The organism is Adlercreutzia agrestimuris (assembly GCF_943193125.1).
Classification (GTDB): domain Bacteria; phylum Actinomycetota; class Coriobacteriia; order Coriobacteriales; family Eggerthellaceae; genus Xiamenia; species Xiamenia agrestimuris.
This window is the reverse complement of the sequence record NZ_CALPCX010000001.1, coordinates 480,782-499,176: the sequence shown is the minus strand read 5'-3', so window position 1 is coordinate 499,176 and position 18,395 is coordinate 480,782. Positions and strand designations below refer to the sequence as shown.

Genomic DNA, 18,395 nt, shown 5'->3' with positions numbered 1-18,395 from the left:
GGTGAGCTGATGAAGGCTTATGAATTGCTGTTTATTGTCGCTCCGTCAATCGACGAAGAAACTCGTGGTGCTGTTATGGCACGTATTGAGTCTACAATCGCCGAGGGCAAAGGTACGGTAGACAATGTCGACAACTGGGGCAAGCGTAAACTTGCTTATGAGATCGACGGTCTGACCGATGGTGACTACACTCTCATCGATTTCCATGCAGATCCTGACAATGTTGCTGAGCTCGATCGTGTTCTGCGTATCACTGATGCCGTAGTTCGTCATATGATCGTGAAGCGTACTGATCGCGATTAAGAAATTGAAGCATAGGTTTTAACCTATGCGATGAGAAGAGGTAGAAACATGAGCATTAACCGTGTGATTATTAGCGGAAATCTAACACGAGATCCTGAGCTTCGCCAAACTGCAAGTGGTATGCCGGTTTTAGGCTTTGGTGTTGCTGTCAATGATCGTCGCAAGAATTCTCAAACTGGTGAGTGGGAAGATTGCCCGAATTACATTGATTGCACTATGTTTGGCACTCGCGCGCAGGCGCTTTCTCAATACCTTTCAAAGGGCAGCAAAGTTGCCATTGAAGGCAAGCTCCGTTGGAGTCAGTGGGAGCGCGATGGACAGAAGCGTAGCAAGATTGAAGTGATTGTTGACGAACTTGAGTTCATGTCAAGCCGCAATAATGACTCCTCGCAAAGTGCAGCTGGTGGATATAACAGCTACCAACCGGTAACTGCTCCCGCTCAACCTGCGCCTGCGATGGCTCCGGTTATTGATGCTTCCGCTTCAGTTTATGACGAAGACATTCCGTTTTAACTTTTGAAAGAGGTTAACTATGGCTGATTACGCGAAGCAGCCGCGTCGCAAGTTCTGCCAGTTCTGCAAAGAGGACACGCAGTTCATTGATTACAAAGACACGCAAATGCTGCGCAAGTATGTTACTGATCGTGGAAAGATTAAGCCCCGTCGCGTTACGGGTGCATGCACTCAGCACCAGCGCGAGATTGCTAATGCCGTAAAGCGCGCACGTGAGATGGCTCTTATGCCATACTCAGTTCCCGCTGTAAGCGGCCGTGGCGATCGTCGCGGACGCTAGGGCAAGGAGGAACTATGAAGGTTATCCTGCTCCAAGAGTTGAAGGGCAAAGGCGGCGAAGGTGACATCGTTGATGTAACTCGCGGTTTTGCTAACAACTACTTGCTTCCCCAGAAAATGGCTGTTGAGGCTACCCCTGGTAACTTGAAGCAGCTTGAGCAGCGCAAGCACAACATTGCTAAGCGCGAAGAGACCCGTATTGCAAATGCTGAAGCTTTGAAGGCACAGCTGGATGCAGCTACGGTAAAGATTGATGCAAAGGTTGGCGAAGAAGGTCAACTCTTTGGTTCAGTTACCGCTCAAATGATTGCTGATGCAATTCAAAACGACTTGGGCGTAGAGGTTGACCGTCGTCGTATCGAGATTGGTTCTCCGATCAAGACCGCTGGTCAGCACAAAGTAACCGTGTCTTTGTATCGCGACATCAAGGGTACCGTAACGGCACTTGTTGGTGTTGATGAAGCACCGGTTGCTGAAGAGGAAGTTGTTGCAGAAGAAGCTCCTGCTGAGATTGTTGTTGAGGCAGAAGAGTCTGACGTTGATCCGGAGTACCTGGAAGAGGTTTCTGAATAATCACGTGCAACACTTTGCATTGTTAATTATGCCCCTTGCAGCGTTTGTAAAAGTGCGCAAGGGGCCTTTTTCTCACTAACTTGCTACACTCACATTTGGTCAAACCCATAAGGAGATGATCGGATGCCCGCCACGCAGCCCTATAATCCAGACTTCGCGCCCGAAGCACCACGCGACCAAAACCAAAAAATTGATCCGCAAAACATTGATGCTGAGAAGTCGGTTTTAGCTGCCTGCATGCTTTCGCAAGATGCCATTGATGAGGTTATTGCGAAACTGATACCGCAGAACTTTTATCGCTTTGCGCATCAGACGATCTTCTCTTCCATGTTGGATTTACAACAGCGTCATATCCCTATCGACCATATTTCGTTGGCAGATAATCTTAAAGCCCAAGGACAGCTTGAAAGCATAGGGGGTCGAGCCTATTTAGCAGAGCTTGCTGATTTTACTTCAGCGCTTACCAACTGGAGAAACCACGCCGATATTGTAAAACGCACCTCTATGTTGCGTGATCTTTCGCGTGCTGGTTCTGCTATTTCAGCGCTTGCTTATGACGCGCCAGATGATCTTAATGTGGTAGTTGAAGAGGCCGAAAAAACACTCTTTAGCGTAACTGAAAAACGCGTATCTTCTTCTTTTGAGAAGATGGATGTTTTGGTACAGAATGCCTACTGTTCCATTCAAGAACTCAAACGTAATAAAGGCCAATTCGCAGGCGTTCCCAGCGGTTTTGCTGATATTGATAATTTATTCGGTGGATTTCGCGGCGGCGAGCTTATTATTTTGGCAGCTCGACCTGCAGTCGGTAAAACTGCCTTTGCTCTTAATCTTGCCACCAATGCTGCGCGCATGGGATCGACCGTAGCGTTTCTTTCATTGGAAATGTCGAAAGAGCAAATTGTGCAGCGTATTTTAGCTGCTGAAGCGCGCATTGCTTTAAGTAATATTCGCTCAGGCAACATCACTGATGCTGATGAGGGCGCCATTATTCAAGCTGCAAGTACGGTTTCAATGTTGCCTATGTATCTTGATGACACCACTAATCTTTCCATTTTGGAGTTGCGCGCAAAAGCGCGTCGCGAACTGCGTGGAATTGAAAAAGGCATCATTATTGTTGACTACTTGCAGCTGATGCAACCGCCACGGTCACGCTCAGATGGCAATCGTGCAGTTGAGGTTGCTGAAATCTCCCGCGGGCTCAAGGTATTAGCAAAAGAGCTTAACATGCCTGTAATTGCGCTTTCCCAGTTAAGCCGAAGCATTGAGCAGCGCGGCAAAGATAAGCGCCCTATGCTTTCTGACTTGCGCGAATCTGGTGCTATTGAGCAAGACGCGGACATCGTTATGTTTTTGGATAGAAGCACCTCAGAAGAAGAGGCCCTTCTCGATTCGCGTCCTGATCTTGGAACTGCAAAGCTGATTGTGGCGAAACATCGTAATGGTGCCACGCGCGACATTACGCTTTCGTTTGTGCCTGAGTTCACAAAATTTGGCGACTATTATGATGAATCAGTCATCATGCAATATGAATAGAGTGCACTATGGCGTCCCATGTCACATTTATTCATGCTGCCGACCTGCATTTAGGTGCGCCTTTTCGCGGGTTGCGTGCAGTCTCTCAATCATGGGCGAGGCGATTAACATCTGCATTGAGTGAGGCGTACGACAAAGTTATTTCTGCAGCAATTGAGCGGAGCGTAGACTTTGTTGTCATAAGTGGTGATTCTTTCGACTTATCAGAAACATCATATAGTGACTATCTTCACTTCGTTACTGGGTTACAGAAATTGGCAGACGCTCATATACCCGTCTTTATTGTGGCAGGCAATCATGATCCGCTGACCTCTTGGCAGCATGATTATTTCGAGCTCCCATCAAATGCGATACTGTTTTCCGCTGACAGACCTAACTTTGTGCTTTTGCGCAAAGAAGGCAAACCGCTCTGTATTGTTGGTGGACGGAGCTACTTTAATCAGACCTGGCTAGAAGATATTTCTATTGCCGAAGGAATCACGCGCAGCTCAGCAATAAGCACACTTCGACCTCTTAATCCCGACGTTGACCAGGCGCCATTTGCTGTAGGCGTTGTTCATTCAGGGCTTAATTTAGACCCCTATAAGGCACCGACTTCTCCCGCAGAACTATTGAATGCTGATATGGATTATTGGGCATTGGGGCATGTACATATGCCCTACATTTGGCCAAATGCAGATGATCCGCGCATTGTTTTTTCGGGTTGTATTCAGGGTCGTGACATTAAAGAAACTGGTCCACGTGGCGTTTATGAAGTTACGCTTCGTGAGAATCAGCCCGCACAACTTACATTCATTCCCACGGCATCGGTCGTGTGGCAGCAGTTTGAAGTTGATGTGTGTGATTGCTCAAACGTGCTTGATATTCAAAACAAAATTGTTCGTGAACTTTTTCGCGTAAATGGCAAAGCGCGATGCGAAGAAATGATATCTCGTATAACGCTGGTGGGTGCAACACCGCTTTGTCGCCACCTCAGCAATGATTCTACGTTGGAAGACTTGCGAACAAGCCTCAACGAAACTTATCCTTCATTTTTCTGTGATGCCATCATTAACAAGACAACGATGCCGCTTGATCGCAGCAAACTTGCTGCAGAGGGGCTTTTCCCGAGCGTGTTTATGCGCGTTGCCTCAGATCAACAGGCACTACCAGATGCTGAACTTTACTATCTGGAAGAAGCATTCACTGAACGAAATTTGTCGTCTTTGTTAGGACGCATAAAAGATGTCGAAGAGTTAGCTTCTGATGCAGAAACGCTTGTGCTTGATTTACTAACAAGGGATGAGCGCTCATGAGCAGATGGTTTTTAGAGCGCATCCACCTTGTGGCATTTGGCTCCTTGTCGCAAAAATTTGTTGGCCCGTTAAAGCCTGGCATGAACGTGGTATACGGAAAAAACGAAACGGGAAAAACAACAATTGCCGCTTTTATTGAAAGCGTGCTTTTCGGCTGGCCCCGCACAACGATGAACCAAAATGACTATAAGCCACTTGATGGGCAACGTGCAGGAACCCTGTTTTTTGAAAATACCGACGGCGAAGAAGCTTCGCTTTCGCGCAATCAATCTTCAAAAGAGCTTCAAGGTGATACGTGGCTTCTTGAAGATATTGATAAAGAAACGTATTCGACAATTTTCTCGCTTACCAGCGATGAGTTGCGTTCACTGGCGAACACATCTGATATTACTGCAAAGCTATTAACTGCCGGATCTGGTACGGCAAGCTCTCCTGCCCATGCCCTTCGTGATATACAAAAACAGATAGACGAATATACCTCACGCTCAAGTGCGCATGATCATTCGCTTGTGCTCCTTCGAGAGCAACAAAAAGCAATACGCACCAAAATCATAAGCGCTGCTGAAGAGGCAAATAACCTCAAGCATAAGAATAAGGACTTCCACGATCTTGAATTTGAGCGAAACGATGTGCGTTCGCGACTACAAGACTTACAAACTGAAATATCTGAGCTTACGGCATGCAAAGTGTCACTCAATCATGCCCTTGAAGATATATATCGTCTCCAAGAAGATATCGCCGAGATCAAACAAAGCGAAGAAGATGTTGCTCGCAGGCGCGCATATAGTCAGGTTGATAAGGCACCACTTGTATCTCTCAATGAACAGCAAGATCGTTCGCTGCGCGACATGATTGAGCGATACGAGAGAGAAAAACAAAAGCATGATCGTGCCGTTGATTTAGCGGAAAATGACTTCGCCAATTCGCTTGCTGCGTTTAATACAACGCATGAAATCGTGGACACTCAGGCAGCACATCGTCAAGAAAAACGCGTTCGTGGTGTGCAAATTGCATTGTCAGTATTTTTCCCGCTGCTTTTTATTGGAGCGGGAATCCCCTTATTTGTTCACGGTCGTACCATTTCCAGTATGTCGTTTACTGCACTCGGCGCCGGCTTGGTGCTTTTTTCCCTTATGTTGGCGCTTGGCGCACTCGTGATGCTTTTTAAGTCGGGTGGCCAATCTGTCACGCGTGAAGATGTTAAAGAATCAAGCGAATGGGTGCTTCGCAAAGATCAAAAGAAGCTTGAAGTGCTGACTTCTAAGCGAAAAGAGTTCTTGCAACATATGAAAGACGAACTTGATCGGGCGGGACTTGAACACGCAGAAGGATCTCTTTCTCAAGCGCGAACAATTTTAGACGAGGCACGAACGGCACGCGCTCAGCGAGATCGTTTTGACTTAGAGGCGCAATCGCTGGTAAGCAGGCGCACCGAATACGGTAAGCGTCTTCAATCAGCACAGGGCATGCTTAATGAACTGTGCGAAAAACACGAACTTGATCCGTCACAGCCGGCAATTTCGGTTGAGGTGCAGATAGACCGCAAAGAGCAGCAACGCAGAAGCTTGGAAGCTTTAAGCGAAAACCTGGATAAACGTTATGGCGAGCTGAAGCAAGAACTAACCTCAGCGCAAGATAAAACAGAACTTGCTGATGTGAAGCTTCAAAATGAGCAACTTACGACGCGCATCACCGAAAGCGCCGAAAACCTTGCGCGTCTTCTTTTAGCGAAGCGGATGCTTGAAGGAGCTATTGCTGCTTGGGATGAAACATCTCAGCCAGAAGTTTACAAACGAGCAAGTCAGCTCTTTGAATTGATGACCGATGGCGCATGGGTAAAAATCTCGCTTGGACAAGATGGTCGCTTGCAAGTTACTAATGCGCTCAAAATTACCCGCGACCCCAAAGAGCTGTCCCTTGGAACATGCCAGCAAATGTATTTAGCGCTGCGACTTGCTTTGCTTATGACCGCGGAAAACGTCGGTGCTGCATTTCCGGTGGTGGCTGATGATATTTTGGTTAACTTTGACAACGAAAGAAGGATGGGCGCGGCAAAGGCGCTTCTAGAGCTTGCAAAAGTTCGCCAAGTTGTGCTTTTTACCTGCCATAGCGAAGTTGTTGATGCGCTTTATCAAACAGGTTGTGAACTCAACGAATTAACGCTTTAGGACGCGCGTATCCATACTATAATGCAAGGGTTGTAGGTAACAACCGAGGAGAACTGTTTGCCGCAAAGGCACAGCGAAAGGATGCATACATCATGCCAAGCACCGTGTTGGTTGGCGCCCAGTGGGGCGATGAAGGCAAAGGCAAAATCACTGACCTAATTGCAAGCGATTATGATTATGTCGTGCGTTACCAAGGGGGTAATAACGCTGGTCATACCGTCATTCATGGCGACAAAAAACTGGCGCTTCACCTTATGCCCTCAGGCGTAATGTATGATCATGCGGTACCGGTCATCGGTAACGGCGTGGTAGTTGACCCTGGTGTGCTTATCAAAGAGATGGCCATGCTTGAGGCAGAGGGTATCTCGTGCAAGAACCTCAAGATTTCGTGTGATGCGCATGTCATTATGCCGTATCACAAAGATTTAGATGGCGCTGATGAAAAGCGTCTTGGTGAACATAAGATCGGAACAACCAAACGTGGAATTGGTCCGTGTTACCAAGACAAAGTTGCCCGCAAAGGTATTCGCATTCAAGACCTTATGGATGAGAAGATTTTCCGCCTCAAGGTTGAAACGGCGCTTGCTCAAAAGAATCCTATCCTCAAAAACATTTATGGTATTCACACTTATACCGTTGATGAGATTTGCGAAGAATACCTTCCCTATGCGCGCATTTTGAAACCCTACATGGCCGAGACAGCACAATTGCTCAACGAGGCCGTTCGTGAGGATAAATCAATTTTGTTTGAAGGTGCACAAGGTACACTGCTGGACATTGATCATGGCACCTATCCTTATGTGACCTCGTCATCATGCTGCGCAGGTGGCGCTTGCACCGGTACCGGTGTTGGTCCTAAGGCAATTGATCGTGTGCTGGGCATTCAAAAAGCATACGTGACGCGTGTTGGTGGAGGTCCTTTCCCTACCGAACAACGCTATCCTGAAGACGGTGGCACGGGCGAAGAAGCACTTGTGGGAGAAACACTGTGCGAAGTTGGTCACGAGTTTGGTGTTACCACAGGTCGTAAGCGTCGTTGTGGCTGGTTTGACGCAGTTATTGCTCGTTACGCTGCTGAGGTAAACGGCTTGACTGATGTGGCACTTACTAAGCTTGATGTGCTCTCGGCGTTCGACACTATCAAAGTATGTGTGGCCTATGAGTGCGATGGCAAAACGTATGATTACTTCCCCATGCAGCAAAGCGTGTTGTTCCACGCTAAGCCAGTATATGAAGAGCTGCCAGGTTGGAAGGGTATTGATATTACCGAGTGCCGCACGTTTGAGGAACTGCCAGAAAACGCGCAGCGCTATGTTGAATATATCGAAGAGGTTGCTGGCGTTCCGGTAACCATTATTGCAGTTGGACCTGACCGCGAACAAACTATTATGCGCGGTTGGGACAGATAACTCACGCACAGGCTGAAAGGCTGAGATATGAACATTTTAGTGTTAGGTGGCGGCGGTCGAGAACATGCTATTACGTGGGCTCTTGCAAAAAGTCCTCGCACCGATGAGCTTTTTGTTGCTCCAGGTAATGGTGGCACCGATGCAATAGCAACTAACGTTTCTGATCTGGATGCATGTGATGCGCAGGCGGTGCTTGCGTTTGTGAAAGATCACAACATTGAGTTGGTGGTCATAGGTCCAGAGGCCCCGCTTGTAGCGGGTGTGGCTGACGTGTTGCGTGAAGCCGGCATTGCGGTATTTGGTCCAGATGCACAAGGTGCACAACTTGAGGGAAGCAAGGCTTATAGCAAAGCATTTATGGAAGCCAACAATATCCCTACTGCACGCTATGCTACGTTTACTGAGCTTGAGCCGGCGTTGGCTTACGTTCGCGAACTTGGCGCTCCCATTGTGGTAAAGGCTGATGGTCTTGCCGCAGGTAAAGGTGTTATTGTTGCCGAAGAACTAGAAGACGCCGAAGAAGCTGTTCAGGATTGCTTCAGTGGTGCTTTTGGCGAGGCAGGATCTCGTGTAGTTATTGAGGAATGTCTCACTGGTCCGGAGTGTTCGCTTTTAGCTTTCGTGTCGAACGGTCAAGCACATTGCATGACCACCGCGCAGGATCACAAGCGTGCTTTCGATGGGGATCTCGGTCCAAATACTGGTGGCATGGGCGTATATTCACCTGTTCCGATTGTAACGGCAGATGAGTTGGCAGAAATGCGCGAAATCATGCAGCGTTCTGCAGAAGCCACGGCGCGTGAGCCGTTTGATGCGGATTATCGCGGCGTACTCTATGGTGGCTTTATGCTGACCCCTGAAGGACCAAAAGTGCTGGAGTTTAATGCACGTTTTGGTGATCCAGAAACGCAGGTTGTGTTACCGCGTCTTGAGAATGACTTGGTTGACATTATGATGGCCGTAGCCGAAGGTCGTCCGCAAGACATTGAGCTTGAATGGCAAGACCAATGGGCGGTTTGCGTGGTGTTGGCAAGTGAGGGATATCCGGGCTCTTATGAAAAGGGCAAGGTCATCCTGGGCGTTGATGAAGCTGAAACAATTGAGGGTGTAACAGTTTTCCATGCGGGAACTGCAAAGAATTACGACGACGAGCTGGTAACCGCTGGCGGTCGTGTATTGAACGTAGTAGCGCTTGGTGACACCTTTGAGGAAGCTCGCGAAAAAGCATATGAGGCTTGCGCACTCATCAACTTTGAAGGCAAACAGTATCGCAGCGATATTGGCAAACGCGCGTCACTCGGTAGAGAGGCGTGGGCATAGTATGCTGTCAGAACGACTTCTCAGCACGGTTGTAAGAGGATGTACTAATCAATATCTTCGCCTTACACCTTGCGAAGAAACGCGCATTCCGGATCCCGTTCCTGGTCAACGCTACATGCTTTATATGCATGTGCCGTTTTGTGAGCGTCTCTGTCCATACTGTTCGTTTAATCGCTTTCCTTTTGCTGAGGATCGCGCGCGCCCTTATTTCGCTAATATGCGCAAAGAGATGCTTATGCTCAAAGAGCTGGGCTATGATTTTGACAGCGTATATATTGGCGGTGGTACGCCAACAATCATGCTTGATGAGCTGTGCGAAACCATAGATTTAGCACGCGATACGTTCTCCATTCAAGAAGTCTCTAGCGAGACAAACCCCAATCACCTCATTCCTGAGTATTTGGACAAACTTCAAGGTCGCGTCCAACGCTTGAGTGTGGGTGTACAGAGTTTTGATAATGGTCTGCTTAAGCAGATGGATCGCTATGAAAAATATGGCAGCGGTGAAGAAATTCTTGAGCGCATTCAAGCGGCAAGTCCTTATTTTACGTCGCTTAATGTGGATATGATTTTCAACTTCCCTGCGCAAACAGATGACATTTTGATTAGCGACATTGAAAAAGTAGTGCAAAGCAATTCTAGCCAGACGACGTTTTATCCGCTTATGGCTTCACCAAGCGTTGAGCGATCACTGGCACAGACGGTTGGAAAAGTTGATTATGCACGCGAGCAACTCTTCTACGAGATCATTGATGAGTTGCTTGCTGGTGGTGATGATCCGCTATTCACCCACGGAAGTGCTTGGACGTTTAATCGTAACAACGCCGCTGGTGCATCCGATGAGCGCGGCATGATTGACGAATATGTGGTTGATTACGAGGAATACCCCGCAATTGGCAGTGGTGGTATTACCTATCTTGGTGAAAACCTCTACGTGAACACGTTTTCGGTAGTGGATTACAGCAAGGCAATTGAGCGTGGCAGTATGTCGCTTATGGGTAAGGCAAAATTCTCCAAGAAGCAACGCATGCGCTATCGCTTTATGATGCAGTTGTTTGGCTTACGCCTGGACAAAGTGCAGTTCAAGCGTGATTTTGGTTGTTCGGTTGAGGTAGGGCTGCCCGCCGAGATGGCATTTATGATTGCCAATGGCGCTTTTGCCACCAACACACCTGAAGAGCTTACACTCACTCCAAAGGGCCGCTATCTGATGGTTGTCATGATGCGCCAGTTTTTTGTCGGTGTTAATAATTTGCGCGACCAAGCGCGTGCTGCTTTGACCGGAGATGAGAAGAAGCTCATATTTGGTGAGTAGTCATTTCGCTCTATGTTCTGAATAATAGTTTGCAGCGCCCGCGAAACACGCGGGCATTTTTTGTGGGCACATAAGCTGCTGCAAGTTGTTGCCTAACGCTCACAATCAAATGCTTGTCGTGGCTTAGAATAAAGCTACAAAAGAAAAGAGAGGCGGCAACTATGATTGTGCTGGTAGTAAACGCAGGTAGTTCTACGCTCAAGTGTCAACTCATTCAAACCGATGGTAAACATCGCCTGATGAAAAGCTTAGCAGAGCGCATCGGAGATGCAGATGCTGTTATGGAAGTTGCCTTCGCCCCTGATTTTGAAAAGCAGGTATTTGATGTTGCAGGCTTAAGCGTTGAACAATGCCTTGAGAAACTCTTGCAGCTTTTAGCAACTGATCCTGCGTCACCCCTTCAAAGCCTGTCAGATATTCAAGCAATAGGAAGTCGTATAGTTGCAGGTGGCGAATATTTCTCGGCATCAGTTTTAGTAGATGACGATGCCTTTGAGAAGCTGCGCCTTTGCGAAGAACTAGCACCTCTGCACAATCCTCACGCTGATGCCTGCATAGCCCTTTTGCGCAAGGAGTTGCCAGACGTGCCGCAGGCTGCGGTATTCGATACGGCGTTTCATCAGACCATGCCGCCAAAAGCATATATGTATCCACTACCGATGCGCTATTACGACGAATATCGCATTCGTCGCTATGGTGCGCATGGAACATCGCATCGTTATGCAGCAGCACAAGCAGCAAACTTGTTAGGGCGTCCCCTTGAGGACTTGGGTATTATCACGTGTCATCTAGGCAGCGGAGGATCCATTACGGCAGTCAACCATGGCGAGTCCATTGATACCACGATGGGTTTTACTCCGCTTGAGGGGTTGATGATGGGCACGCGTTCGGGTTCTATAGATCCGGCAATTGTGACGTATATCATGCGCCGTGAAGGCATTAGCTTTGACGAGATGGATCGCATCCTGAATAAGGATTCGGGAATATTAGGTGTATCAGGACTCAGCAGCGACATGCGAACGGTGCTTGCCGCCGCTGATGAAGGCAATGAAGATGCCGAGCTTGCCGTTGAGATGTATGTTTATAAAGTACAAAAAGCCATCGGATCATTTTATGCAGCCATGACAAGAACCGATGCGGTGGTTATGACTGCGGGAATCGGCGAAAACTCCGCTGAATTGCGTGAGCGAATCTTTGCTGGTTTGGCTCACATGGGGATGATTCTGGATAAAGAAAAGAACCAGGTTGAGGGAGCAATTGGTGTAAATCGCATTGTTTCTATAGATGACAGCCCCATCAAGATCTGCGTTGTAACAACCGACGAAGAGATGCGTATTGCACGCGAAACTGATGCGTTAGTAAGTGGTGAGCATTCGTCATAAGCGTAAGCGGGCAAGGGCAAAGGCATCATGCTCAAACAGTCCTCGCTTGGTGAAACAGTTCGCTGAACTGTTTTAGTCGCTGCGGAACTGCGCGTGATACCTTCGCCCTTGCCAAGCCCTAGGCTGAAGACAAAGTTGCAAGCAGGCAAAAAGCACGGTTAGGAGGAGTGTCTATATGAAAGCTCAACGAGATCTTGCTTTAAACAAAGGGTTATCAAAAGAAATATCTACATCAACTAAAACGGAAGTCCCACGTAAAGCAATTGCGGTAGTGTTAGTAAGCCTGATGGGGTTTTGCATCTTTGGTTGCGCTTCGCCATCCCATGATGAGGAATCGTCAACGAGCGTTCCAGACAAACCAGCTAACCCTACCACGCAGATAGATTTTCCTGCTGAGCCTGCACCGACGAATAATGTCATGACAACAGACCAAGCTGACGCATTAGCTGATTTTTCGTTGCGGTTGTTTGGTGCAACGTATAATGATGACAATACTCTTATTTCTCCGCTTTCTGTTGCGTATGCTTTAAATATGGTTGAGCTTGGCGCACAAGGGCAAACGCTCTCACAGATTGAAGACGCAACAGGAATGACGTCTGAAGAGATGAATGGTGCTTTAACTACGCTTTCAACATCATTTACTCAGAGATTAGGCGCATCGGATAACGATGATTCGGAGTCTTTATATATTGCCAACGCGCTTTGGGTTGACCCAAAATTTCCAATAAAGTCAGACTATCTTGCAACTACCGAATCCCAGCTCAACGCAGAAGTGTTTTCGGGTATGTTTGGAGATCAGACGGTTAGCGAAGTTAACACCTGGGTAAATTCGCATACAAATGGAATGATCCCGCATGTTCTTGATAAGTTATCATCGTTCTCCGCACTCGTCCTTGTCAATGCGGCGTCTTTTGATGCGCAATGGGATTCAGCATATGAAGACGACGATCTGGTTGAAGATGTGTTCACGAACGCAAGCGGACAAACGCAAAAAGTCACTTTTATGGAATCTGAGGAAGATTACTATATTGAGCTTACTAACGCTTGTGGCTTCATGAAATTTTACGATGACACCCCATTTGCATTTGTTGGTCTTTTGCCTGCCGAGGGGAGCACGCCCGGTGATGTAATAGAGGGTCTTACGGGGGAAAACTTAAGACAAGCTCTTGCATATTCGCGCTATGCAAATGTTTCTGTAAGGCTGCCTCGGTTTTCGGATGAATGCAGAACTAACCTGGTTGATCCGCTGAAGCAGCTCGGCATTACTGATGCCTTTGGAGATTATGCAAACTTCTCGGGGATGATTGATGATGCGCCATCTGACAACAATGACGTTATTACGGGCGATGAAGGCTTCCATATTTCAAGTGCGATGCAAGATGCTGTTATTGAGGTAGATGAGAATGGAACAAGGGCAGCAGCGGCAACAGTTATTGTAGGAGATACGGCAGCTCCCGCCGCTCCACCTGAAGATCACGAAGTTTATTTGGATCGGCCGTTTGTGTATATGATCGTCCATGTGCCAACAAACCTTCCGGTTTTTATTGGCACCGTCAACACGCTTAACGCCTGAGCAGAGTATTCTTGCTGTTTGTTGTGCTGCTCCTAGTTTGTAGGATGAGCTTCTTTGCGTTGTGACTTATCGGGAATGATAAAGATGAACACCAGCACGCTTATCAGCAAGAGGTAGTTGTAGAACAAGAAAGGCATAACCTCAAAAGCGTTAATAGTAAATCCGAGTTCTGCGCAAGCTGAAAGAGCGACGAGCATTTGCGCGCCATAAGGGATAATGCCTTGCGCTACACAGGAGAAGGTGTCAAGCAAGGAAGCTGTTTTGCGCGGAGAAATGTCATAGGTTTCGCCCATTTCGCGCGCAATGGGGTTGGACATAACAATAGCGACGGTATTGTTTGCCGTGGCCACATCCATTGCTACCACAAGCACGCCCATGCCAAGCTGGCCGCCTTTGCGTGTTTTGAATGTGCTGCGAATGCCGTTAAGGAGTGCAACAAATCCACCATTTTCGCGGATGAGTGCACAGATAGCAGAGACGAGGATTGCCACCATGGTGGTCTCAAACATGCCAGCTGCACCTGAGCCCATATTCGCCAAAAGTTCAGTAGCTGGAGTTGCGCCCGTTGCAACCATGATAAGTGAGCCGGACACAATACCAAGCAGCAGGACAACAAAGACGTTGATGCCAATAATGCCGCCAACCAATACGATGATGTAGGGGATAAGCTGGATGAGATCGTAGCTCTCATTGACGCTGCCATTAACTGAGGAGGTCATAGAGAGCGCAAAAATGATGATGAGGGTGACCAGTGCAGCAGGCAGAGCAATCTTGAAATTCTCGCGGAACTTATCCGACATCTTGCACCCTTGCCCTTGACATGCGGCAATGGTGGTATCGGAGATGAACGAGAGGTTGTCGCCGAACATTGCGCCACCCATAACAGATCCCACACAGAGAGGCAGACTAAAGCCCGATGCAGCAGAAACGGCAATTGCAATGGGTGTAATGAGTGTGATGGTGCCAACCGATGTGCCCATAGAGATGGAAACAAAGCAGCTCACCACAAACAACACAACGACAGCAAGTTGTGTGGGAAAGATTGAAAGCAGCAAGTAAGCAACACTTTCGGCACTGTCGCGACCGACGGTGCCAACAAAAATGCCCGCAGTCATGAAGATGAGGATCATAGTGACAATGGTTTTGTCGCCAATACCTTTACCCATGACCGACAGCTTTTCGTCAAAGCTGAGTTTTCGGTTTTGGAAACAGGCAACTAAAAGCGCTACCAAAAAAATAACAACAATAGGAATGTTGTAGAAGCCCATAGGGATATTCATACCGTACTCAAATAGGATGCCAAGTCCTAGGTAGAGAACGAGAAAAACGCCGATAGGAATAAGTGCTTTAACGTTGCCTTTTTGCATAAGTGCCTCTTGTGTGTCGATACGGGCGAAAATTGCGGGTTCATAGTGTAAAGCAACACGTGATGTGCGCTTGATAAAAAGCGTAGGTGGTTTAGTGTATTTGGTTAATGGGTGATGTGGCGCCGCTCACTTGCGAGCTGCCCTCTGGTTTTTGCACAAGAAGTAAGACCGATACGCGAAGCAACAAAAAGCCCTCGCCGAAGCGAGGGCTGTAAGTTCGTGGTGGTCGGAGGGGGACTTGAACCCTCGGCACGCGGATTTTCAGTCCGCTGCTCTACCAACTGAGCTACCCGACCGGATTACGTCTGGTTTTGACGTGCCTTGATATTGTACTGGTCATAAACGAGCGGGTCAAGAAAAATATTTGCGCATGATGCCAGGTGACGGAATGAGCGGATTTATAGTGCTTGTGTTGCCTAATGGAGCGGAGGCTTATCTTTAGAGGGGTTGCTATTGGTCTTATTGTCGTGCTTGCGCCTTTCTTGAGGAAACAAGGCTCTCATCAGTTGAAAAAAATACCATCAAGGGCGCCTCGCCGCATCCGTTTTACCGATGCGCGCCATTTACCTCTTGCGAGCTCTGCCATAATTAATCCTGTTGCTAACGAAGAGACTCCAGCAAAAGGAGGGCATTGTCAGTGCCAGGCATAGGAACGATCATCAATGTCGTCGCTATCATTGCCGCCGGGCTTTTGGGCATGGTGGGCGAACGACTGGTGGGCGAACGCATGCAAGACGGACTCGAAAAGGCTTGCGGCGTATGCGTGATGTTTATTGGTATTTCGGGTGCCCTTTCCGGCATGCTATCTATCAGCAATGGGGAGCTTGTTTCGGGTATGTCTTTGTTTGTCGTCATTAGCATCGTTGTAGGAACGTTCTTCGGCGAGATAGTGGATATTGACGGGCTTGTGCGGCGTTTTGGCGAATGGTTAAAGCGCAAAACCGGTAACGAAGAAGATCGCTCGTTCGTGCAAGCATTCGTTGCTGCCTCCATAACGGTATGTGTCGGCGCGATGGCTGTTGTCGGATCGATCGAGGACGGCTTGAGCAGCGATTATTCCATCCTTATGACCAAGGCAATTCTTGACTTCGTCATCATCCTTGCTATGACCTGCTCAATGGGCAATGGGTGTGCATTCTCTGCGATCCCCGTCGGGTTGTTCCAAGGATCCATTACGGCTCTGTCGGTGTTTATCAAGCCGTTTGTGACTGACCAGGCGCTTGCCTCGCTTTCGCTGGTTGGCGGCGTTCTTATCTTCTGTGTGGGCGTGAATCTGGTTTGGGGTCAGAAGGTGCGCGTAGCCAATATGCTTCCTGCGTTACTTGTTGCGCCTGTCCTTACGTTTTTGCCGATTGTTTGGTAGTGTAGATTGGCGAAGTGCGGTTGTAAAACGCACCTGCCTATTTTCAACTGCAGACGAGGCACATGTGCCTGTTTGTCAACAACGTGGCAATGTGGTTGAAGATCTCGTAAAAGTGCAAAATATAAAAGAGATAGAGAGCTTGAGTTTGAAGGCCACCAGATCACCAATAGATCCAAAATGATAACGAATTTGATCTTCGATTATGAGCAATCGGAAGATAAGCTGAATATTAGCAAGATAGAATACCACGTTAGAGATATTGCAAAGAAATACGGAGCAAAAAAAGTATCTCTGTTCGGTTCATTTGCAAGAGGAGAAGAAACCTTGGATTCCGACATAGATCTCCTGGTAGAAAAAGGGAATATAAAAGGAATGCAGATAATAGATTTCCAAGAGGATTTGCAAAAAGCATTGAATCGAAAGGTTGATGTAGTTACCACTGCTGGAGCAAGCGAGCGTTTTTTGAATAGAATCGGCAAAGACGTCATAGTTCTATATGAGGCGAAACATATCGGTGTGTAATATCGACGAAACGGCCAACCTTTCGCCCTCTCCTAAGGATGGCTAGAAAAAGGAGCAAAGATCATGTTGCGCAATTGGGGCTCTAACAAATATAGCGAACGCAAGACCAGAGATTTTTCTCGGGCATTGCCTGCAGAGCTTTTTGAGCAAGTTCAAAGCTTTGTTCAAGAAAACTATATAGACGAAGAAGGCTTTGAGAAAGAAGAGTTGCAAGCCGCTTCATTTTTTGGTGATACATGTGAGTCCATGAGTGTTGCCGCTCCGTGCAGCAGTGTGCCTGCTGCAATGGATGAGGTGTTTGTTCGCGAGCGAAGGCTTGAGGACGTTGTCAACCAAACCGAAGAGACGTTTGCCGAAGCGCTGCTTCGTCATATTGACGAGCGAGGATTAAGCGATCCGGATGTATATAAGCGCGCGCAAATGGACAGAAAGCTCTTCTCGAAAATTCGGAAGAATCCAAATTATCAGCCCAGCAAGAAAACCGCTATAGCGCTTGCTCTTGCTTTGGAACTCAATCTGGATGAAACAAAGGATCTTCTGGCGCGAGCGGGATATGCTCTTTCGCATGCGAACAAAGCTGATCTGATCGTAGAGTTTTTTATCGAGCACAAACAATATGACCTCATGATGATTGATGAGGCGCTCTATGCATTTGATCAGCCGCTTTTGTGTTCATATTAGCGCACGTCAATCATAAGCAAATAAATGTCGCTTTCGAGGCGACACCTTTTGACCGACGCTTTCGTAAGCTGTGATGCGTTCCGATAATCAATCTTTAAGGAGGCATCATGACTCAGCTAAAGCTACATCCTACCTGTGAAACCACAACCGAGATGGTCTTTATTCTTGATCGAAGTGGTTCTATGCAGGGGTTGGAAAAAGACACCATTGGTGGTTTTAACTCACTCATTGCAAAACAAAAAGAAGAACCTGGAAGTGCATTTGTGACCACCGTGCTTTTTGATCATCGCGTGGAAATGATCACTTCGCAAAAACCGCTCAACGAGGTTTCACCACTAACCAAAAAGGAATACTACGTGCGTGGCTGCACTGCGCTGCTTGATGCAATCGGCTCAACTATCAAGCATATACGCAAGCAGCAAAAGCAGGACAAAAACAAACCTGACCAGACCGTATTCGTCATCATCACCGATGGTTATGAAAATGCAAGCACTGAGTACTCGCTTGAAAAAGTGAAGTCCATGATTGAAAAACGCCAGCAAAAGAACGGTTGGGAGTTCGTCTTTTTAGGCGCGAACATTGACGCCATTGAGACAGCTGGCAGTTTAGGAATTGCTGCCGATCGTGCTTCTGCCTACGTTGCTGATAGCGATTGCACGCGTTTGAGCTATGAAACCATTTCGGATGAGGTACTCTCACCACTACGTGTGTGCGCAGCACCCAGCGTTGATTGGAATGCATCTCTGGAAGAATATGTGCAAAATCACAGTTCAGACGCATAAGAAAGACACCAAAG

General features: G+C 47.6%; 17 protein-coding genes and 1 tRNA gene. 16 read left to right on the top strand and 2 right to left on the bottom strand.

From position 1 onward, the window contains the following. The first annotated feature begins 9 nt into the window (after positions 1–9). From rpsF to NFR28_RS01960, 12 genes are all read left to right on the top strand, one after another. Entirely contained in the window at positions 10–303 is a 294-nt protein-coding gene (rpsF, locus tag NFR28_RS02015) for a 30S ribosomal protein S6 (RefSeq protein WP_120360186.1), read from the top strand. A gap of 48 nt (positions 304–351) precedes the next feature. Beyond that, complete coding sequence (locus NFR28_RS02010; RefSeq protein ID WP_251178164.1) at positions 352–816, top strand: single-stranded DNA-binding protein; 465 nt, start codon at positions 352–354, stop codon at positions 814–816. Positions 817–835: 19 nt separating this feature from the next. After that, positions 836–1,096, top strand: coding sequence for a 30S ribosomal protein S18 (gene rpsR / locus NFR28_RS02005; protein WP_120360184.1), 261 nt, complete (start codon positions 836–838; stop codon positions 1,094–1,096). A 14-nt stretch (positions 1,097–1,110) separates the two neighbouring features. Continuing rightward, a complete protein-coding gene (gene rplI, locus NFR28_RS02000; RefSeq protein WP_251178163.1) occupies positions 1,111–1,668 on the top strand; it encodes a 50S ribosomal protein L9 in 558 nt (185 codons plus the stop codon). 123 nt (positions 1,669–1,791) lie between these two features. After that, positions 1,792–3,204: a replicative DNA helicase gene (gene dnaB, locus NFR28_RS01995; RefSeq protein WP_251178162.1), complete on the top strand. Its 1,413-nt coding sequence runs from the start codon at positions 1,792–1,794 to the stop codon at positions 3,202–3,204. A gap of 8 nt (positions 3,205–3,212) precedes the next feature. Next, positions 3,213–4,499 carry a metallophosphoesterase family protein gene (locus NFR28_RS01990; protein ID WP_251178161.1) on the top strand — a complete coding sequence of 429 codons (1,287 nt, stop codon included), beginning with the start codon at positions 3,213–3,215 and terminating at the stop codon, positions 4,497–4,499. Then, positions 4,496–6,667 (top strand): ATP-binding protein, encoded by a 2,172-nt coding sequence (locus NFR28_RS01985; RefSeq protein ID WP_251178160.1) that lies wholly within the window; start codon positions 4,496–4,498, stop codon positions 6,665–6,667. The genes NFR28_RS01990 and NFR28_RS01985 overlap by 4 nt, the downstream gene beginning before the upstream one ends. Before the next feature lie 92 nt (positions 6,668–6,759). Next, positions 6,760–8,076, top strand: coding sequence for an adenylosuccinate synthase (locus tag NFR28_RS01980; protein ID WP_251178159.1), 1,317 nt, complete (start codon positions 6,760–6,762; stop codon positions 8,074–8,076). A 27-nt stretch (positions 8,077–8,103) separates the two neighbouring features. Next, positions 8,104–9,396: a phosphoribosylamine--glycine ligase gene (purD, locus tag NFR28_RS01975; protein ID WP_251178158.1), complete on the top strand. Its 1,293-nt coding sequence runs from the start codon at positions 8,104–8,106 to the stop codon at positions 9,394–9,396. A gap of 1 nt (position 9,397) precedes the next feature. Continuing rightward, the gene (locus tag NFR28_RS01970; RefSeq protein WP_251178157.1) at positions 9,398–10,711 is read left to right on the top strand and encodes a coproporphyrinogen III oxidase family protein; all 1,314 of its coding nucleotides are present in this window, start codon (positions 9,398–9,400) and stop codon (positions 10,709–10,711) included. A gap of 161 nt (positions 10,712–10,872) precedes the next feature. Continuing rightward, positions 10,873–12,093, top strand: coding sequence for an acetate/propionate family kinase (locus NFR28_RS01965; protein ID WP_251178156.1), 1,221 nt, complete (start codon positions 10,873–10,875; stop codon positions 12,091–12,093). 175 nt (positions 12,094–12,268) lie between these two features. Beyond that, positions 12,269–13,666 (top strand): serpin family protein, encoded by a 1,398-nt coding sequence (locus NFR28_RS01960; protein ID WP_251178155.1) that lies wholly within the window; start codon positions 12,269–12,271, stop codon positions 13,664–13,666. A gap of 32 nt (positions 13,667–13,698) precedes the next feature. Here NFR28_RS01960 and NFR28_RS01955 read toward each other — a convergent pair whose 3' ends face one another. After that, positions 13,699–15,033, bottom strand: a complete 1,335-nt coding sequence (locus NFR28_RS01955) for a Na+/H+ antiporter NhaC family protein (protein WP_251178154.1) — start codon at positions 15,031–15,033, stop codon at positions 13,699–13,701. Between the two features lie 220 nt (positions 15,034–15,253). Next, positions 15,254–15,329, bottom strand: a tRNA-Phe gene (locus tag NFR28_RS01950). Between the two features lie 341 nt (positions 15,330–15,670). On the opposite strand from NFR28_RS01950, the gene NFR28_RS01945 reads away from it, so the two are divergent. The 4 genes from NFR28_RS01945 to NFR28_RS01930 all read left to right on the top strand — a co-directional run bounded on the left by NFR28_RS01945 (position 15,671) and on the right by NFR28_RS01930 (position 18,381). Further along, positions 15,671–16,396 carry a DUF554 domain-containing protein gene (locus tag NFR28_RS01945; RefSeq protein WP_251178153.1) on the top strand — a complete coding sequence of 242 codons (726 nt, stop codon included), beginning with the start codon at positions 15,671–15,673 and terminating at the stop codon, positions 16,394–16,396. A gap of 189 nt (positions 16,397–16,585) precedes the next feature. Further along, positions 16,586–16,918, top strand: coding sequence for a nucleotidyltransferase family protein (locus tag NFR28_RS01940; RefSeq protein ID WP_251178152.1), 333 nt, complete (start codon positions 16,586–16,588; stop codon positions 16,916–16,918). 63 nt (positions 16,919–16,981) lie between these two features. After that, entirely contained in the window at positions 16,982–17,599 is a 618-nt protein-coding gene (locus NFR28_RS01935; protein WP_251178151.1) for a hypothetical protein, read from the top strand. Between the two features lie 107 nt (positions 17,600–17,706). Continuing rightward, entirely contained in the window at positions 17,707–18,381 is a 675-nt protein-coding gene (locus NFR28_RS01930; protein ID WP_251178150.1) for a vWA domain-containing protein, read from the top strand. Positions 18,382–18,395: the final 14 nt, after the last annotated feature.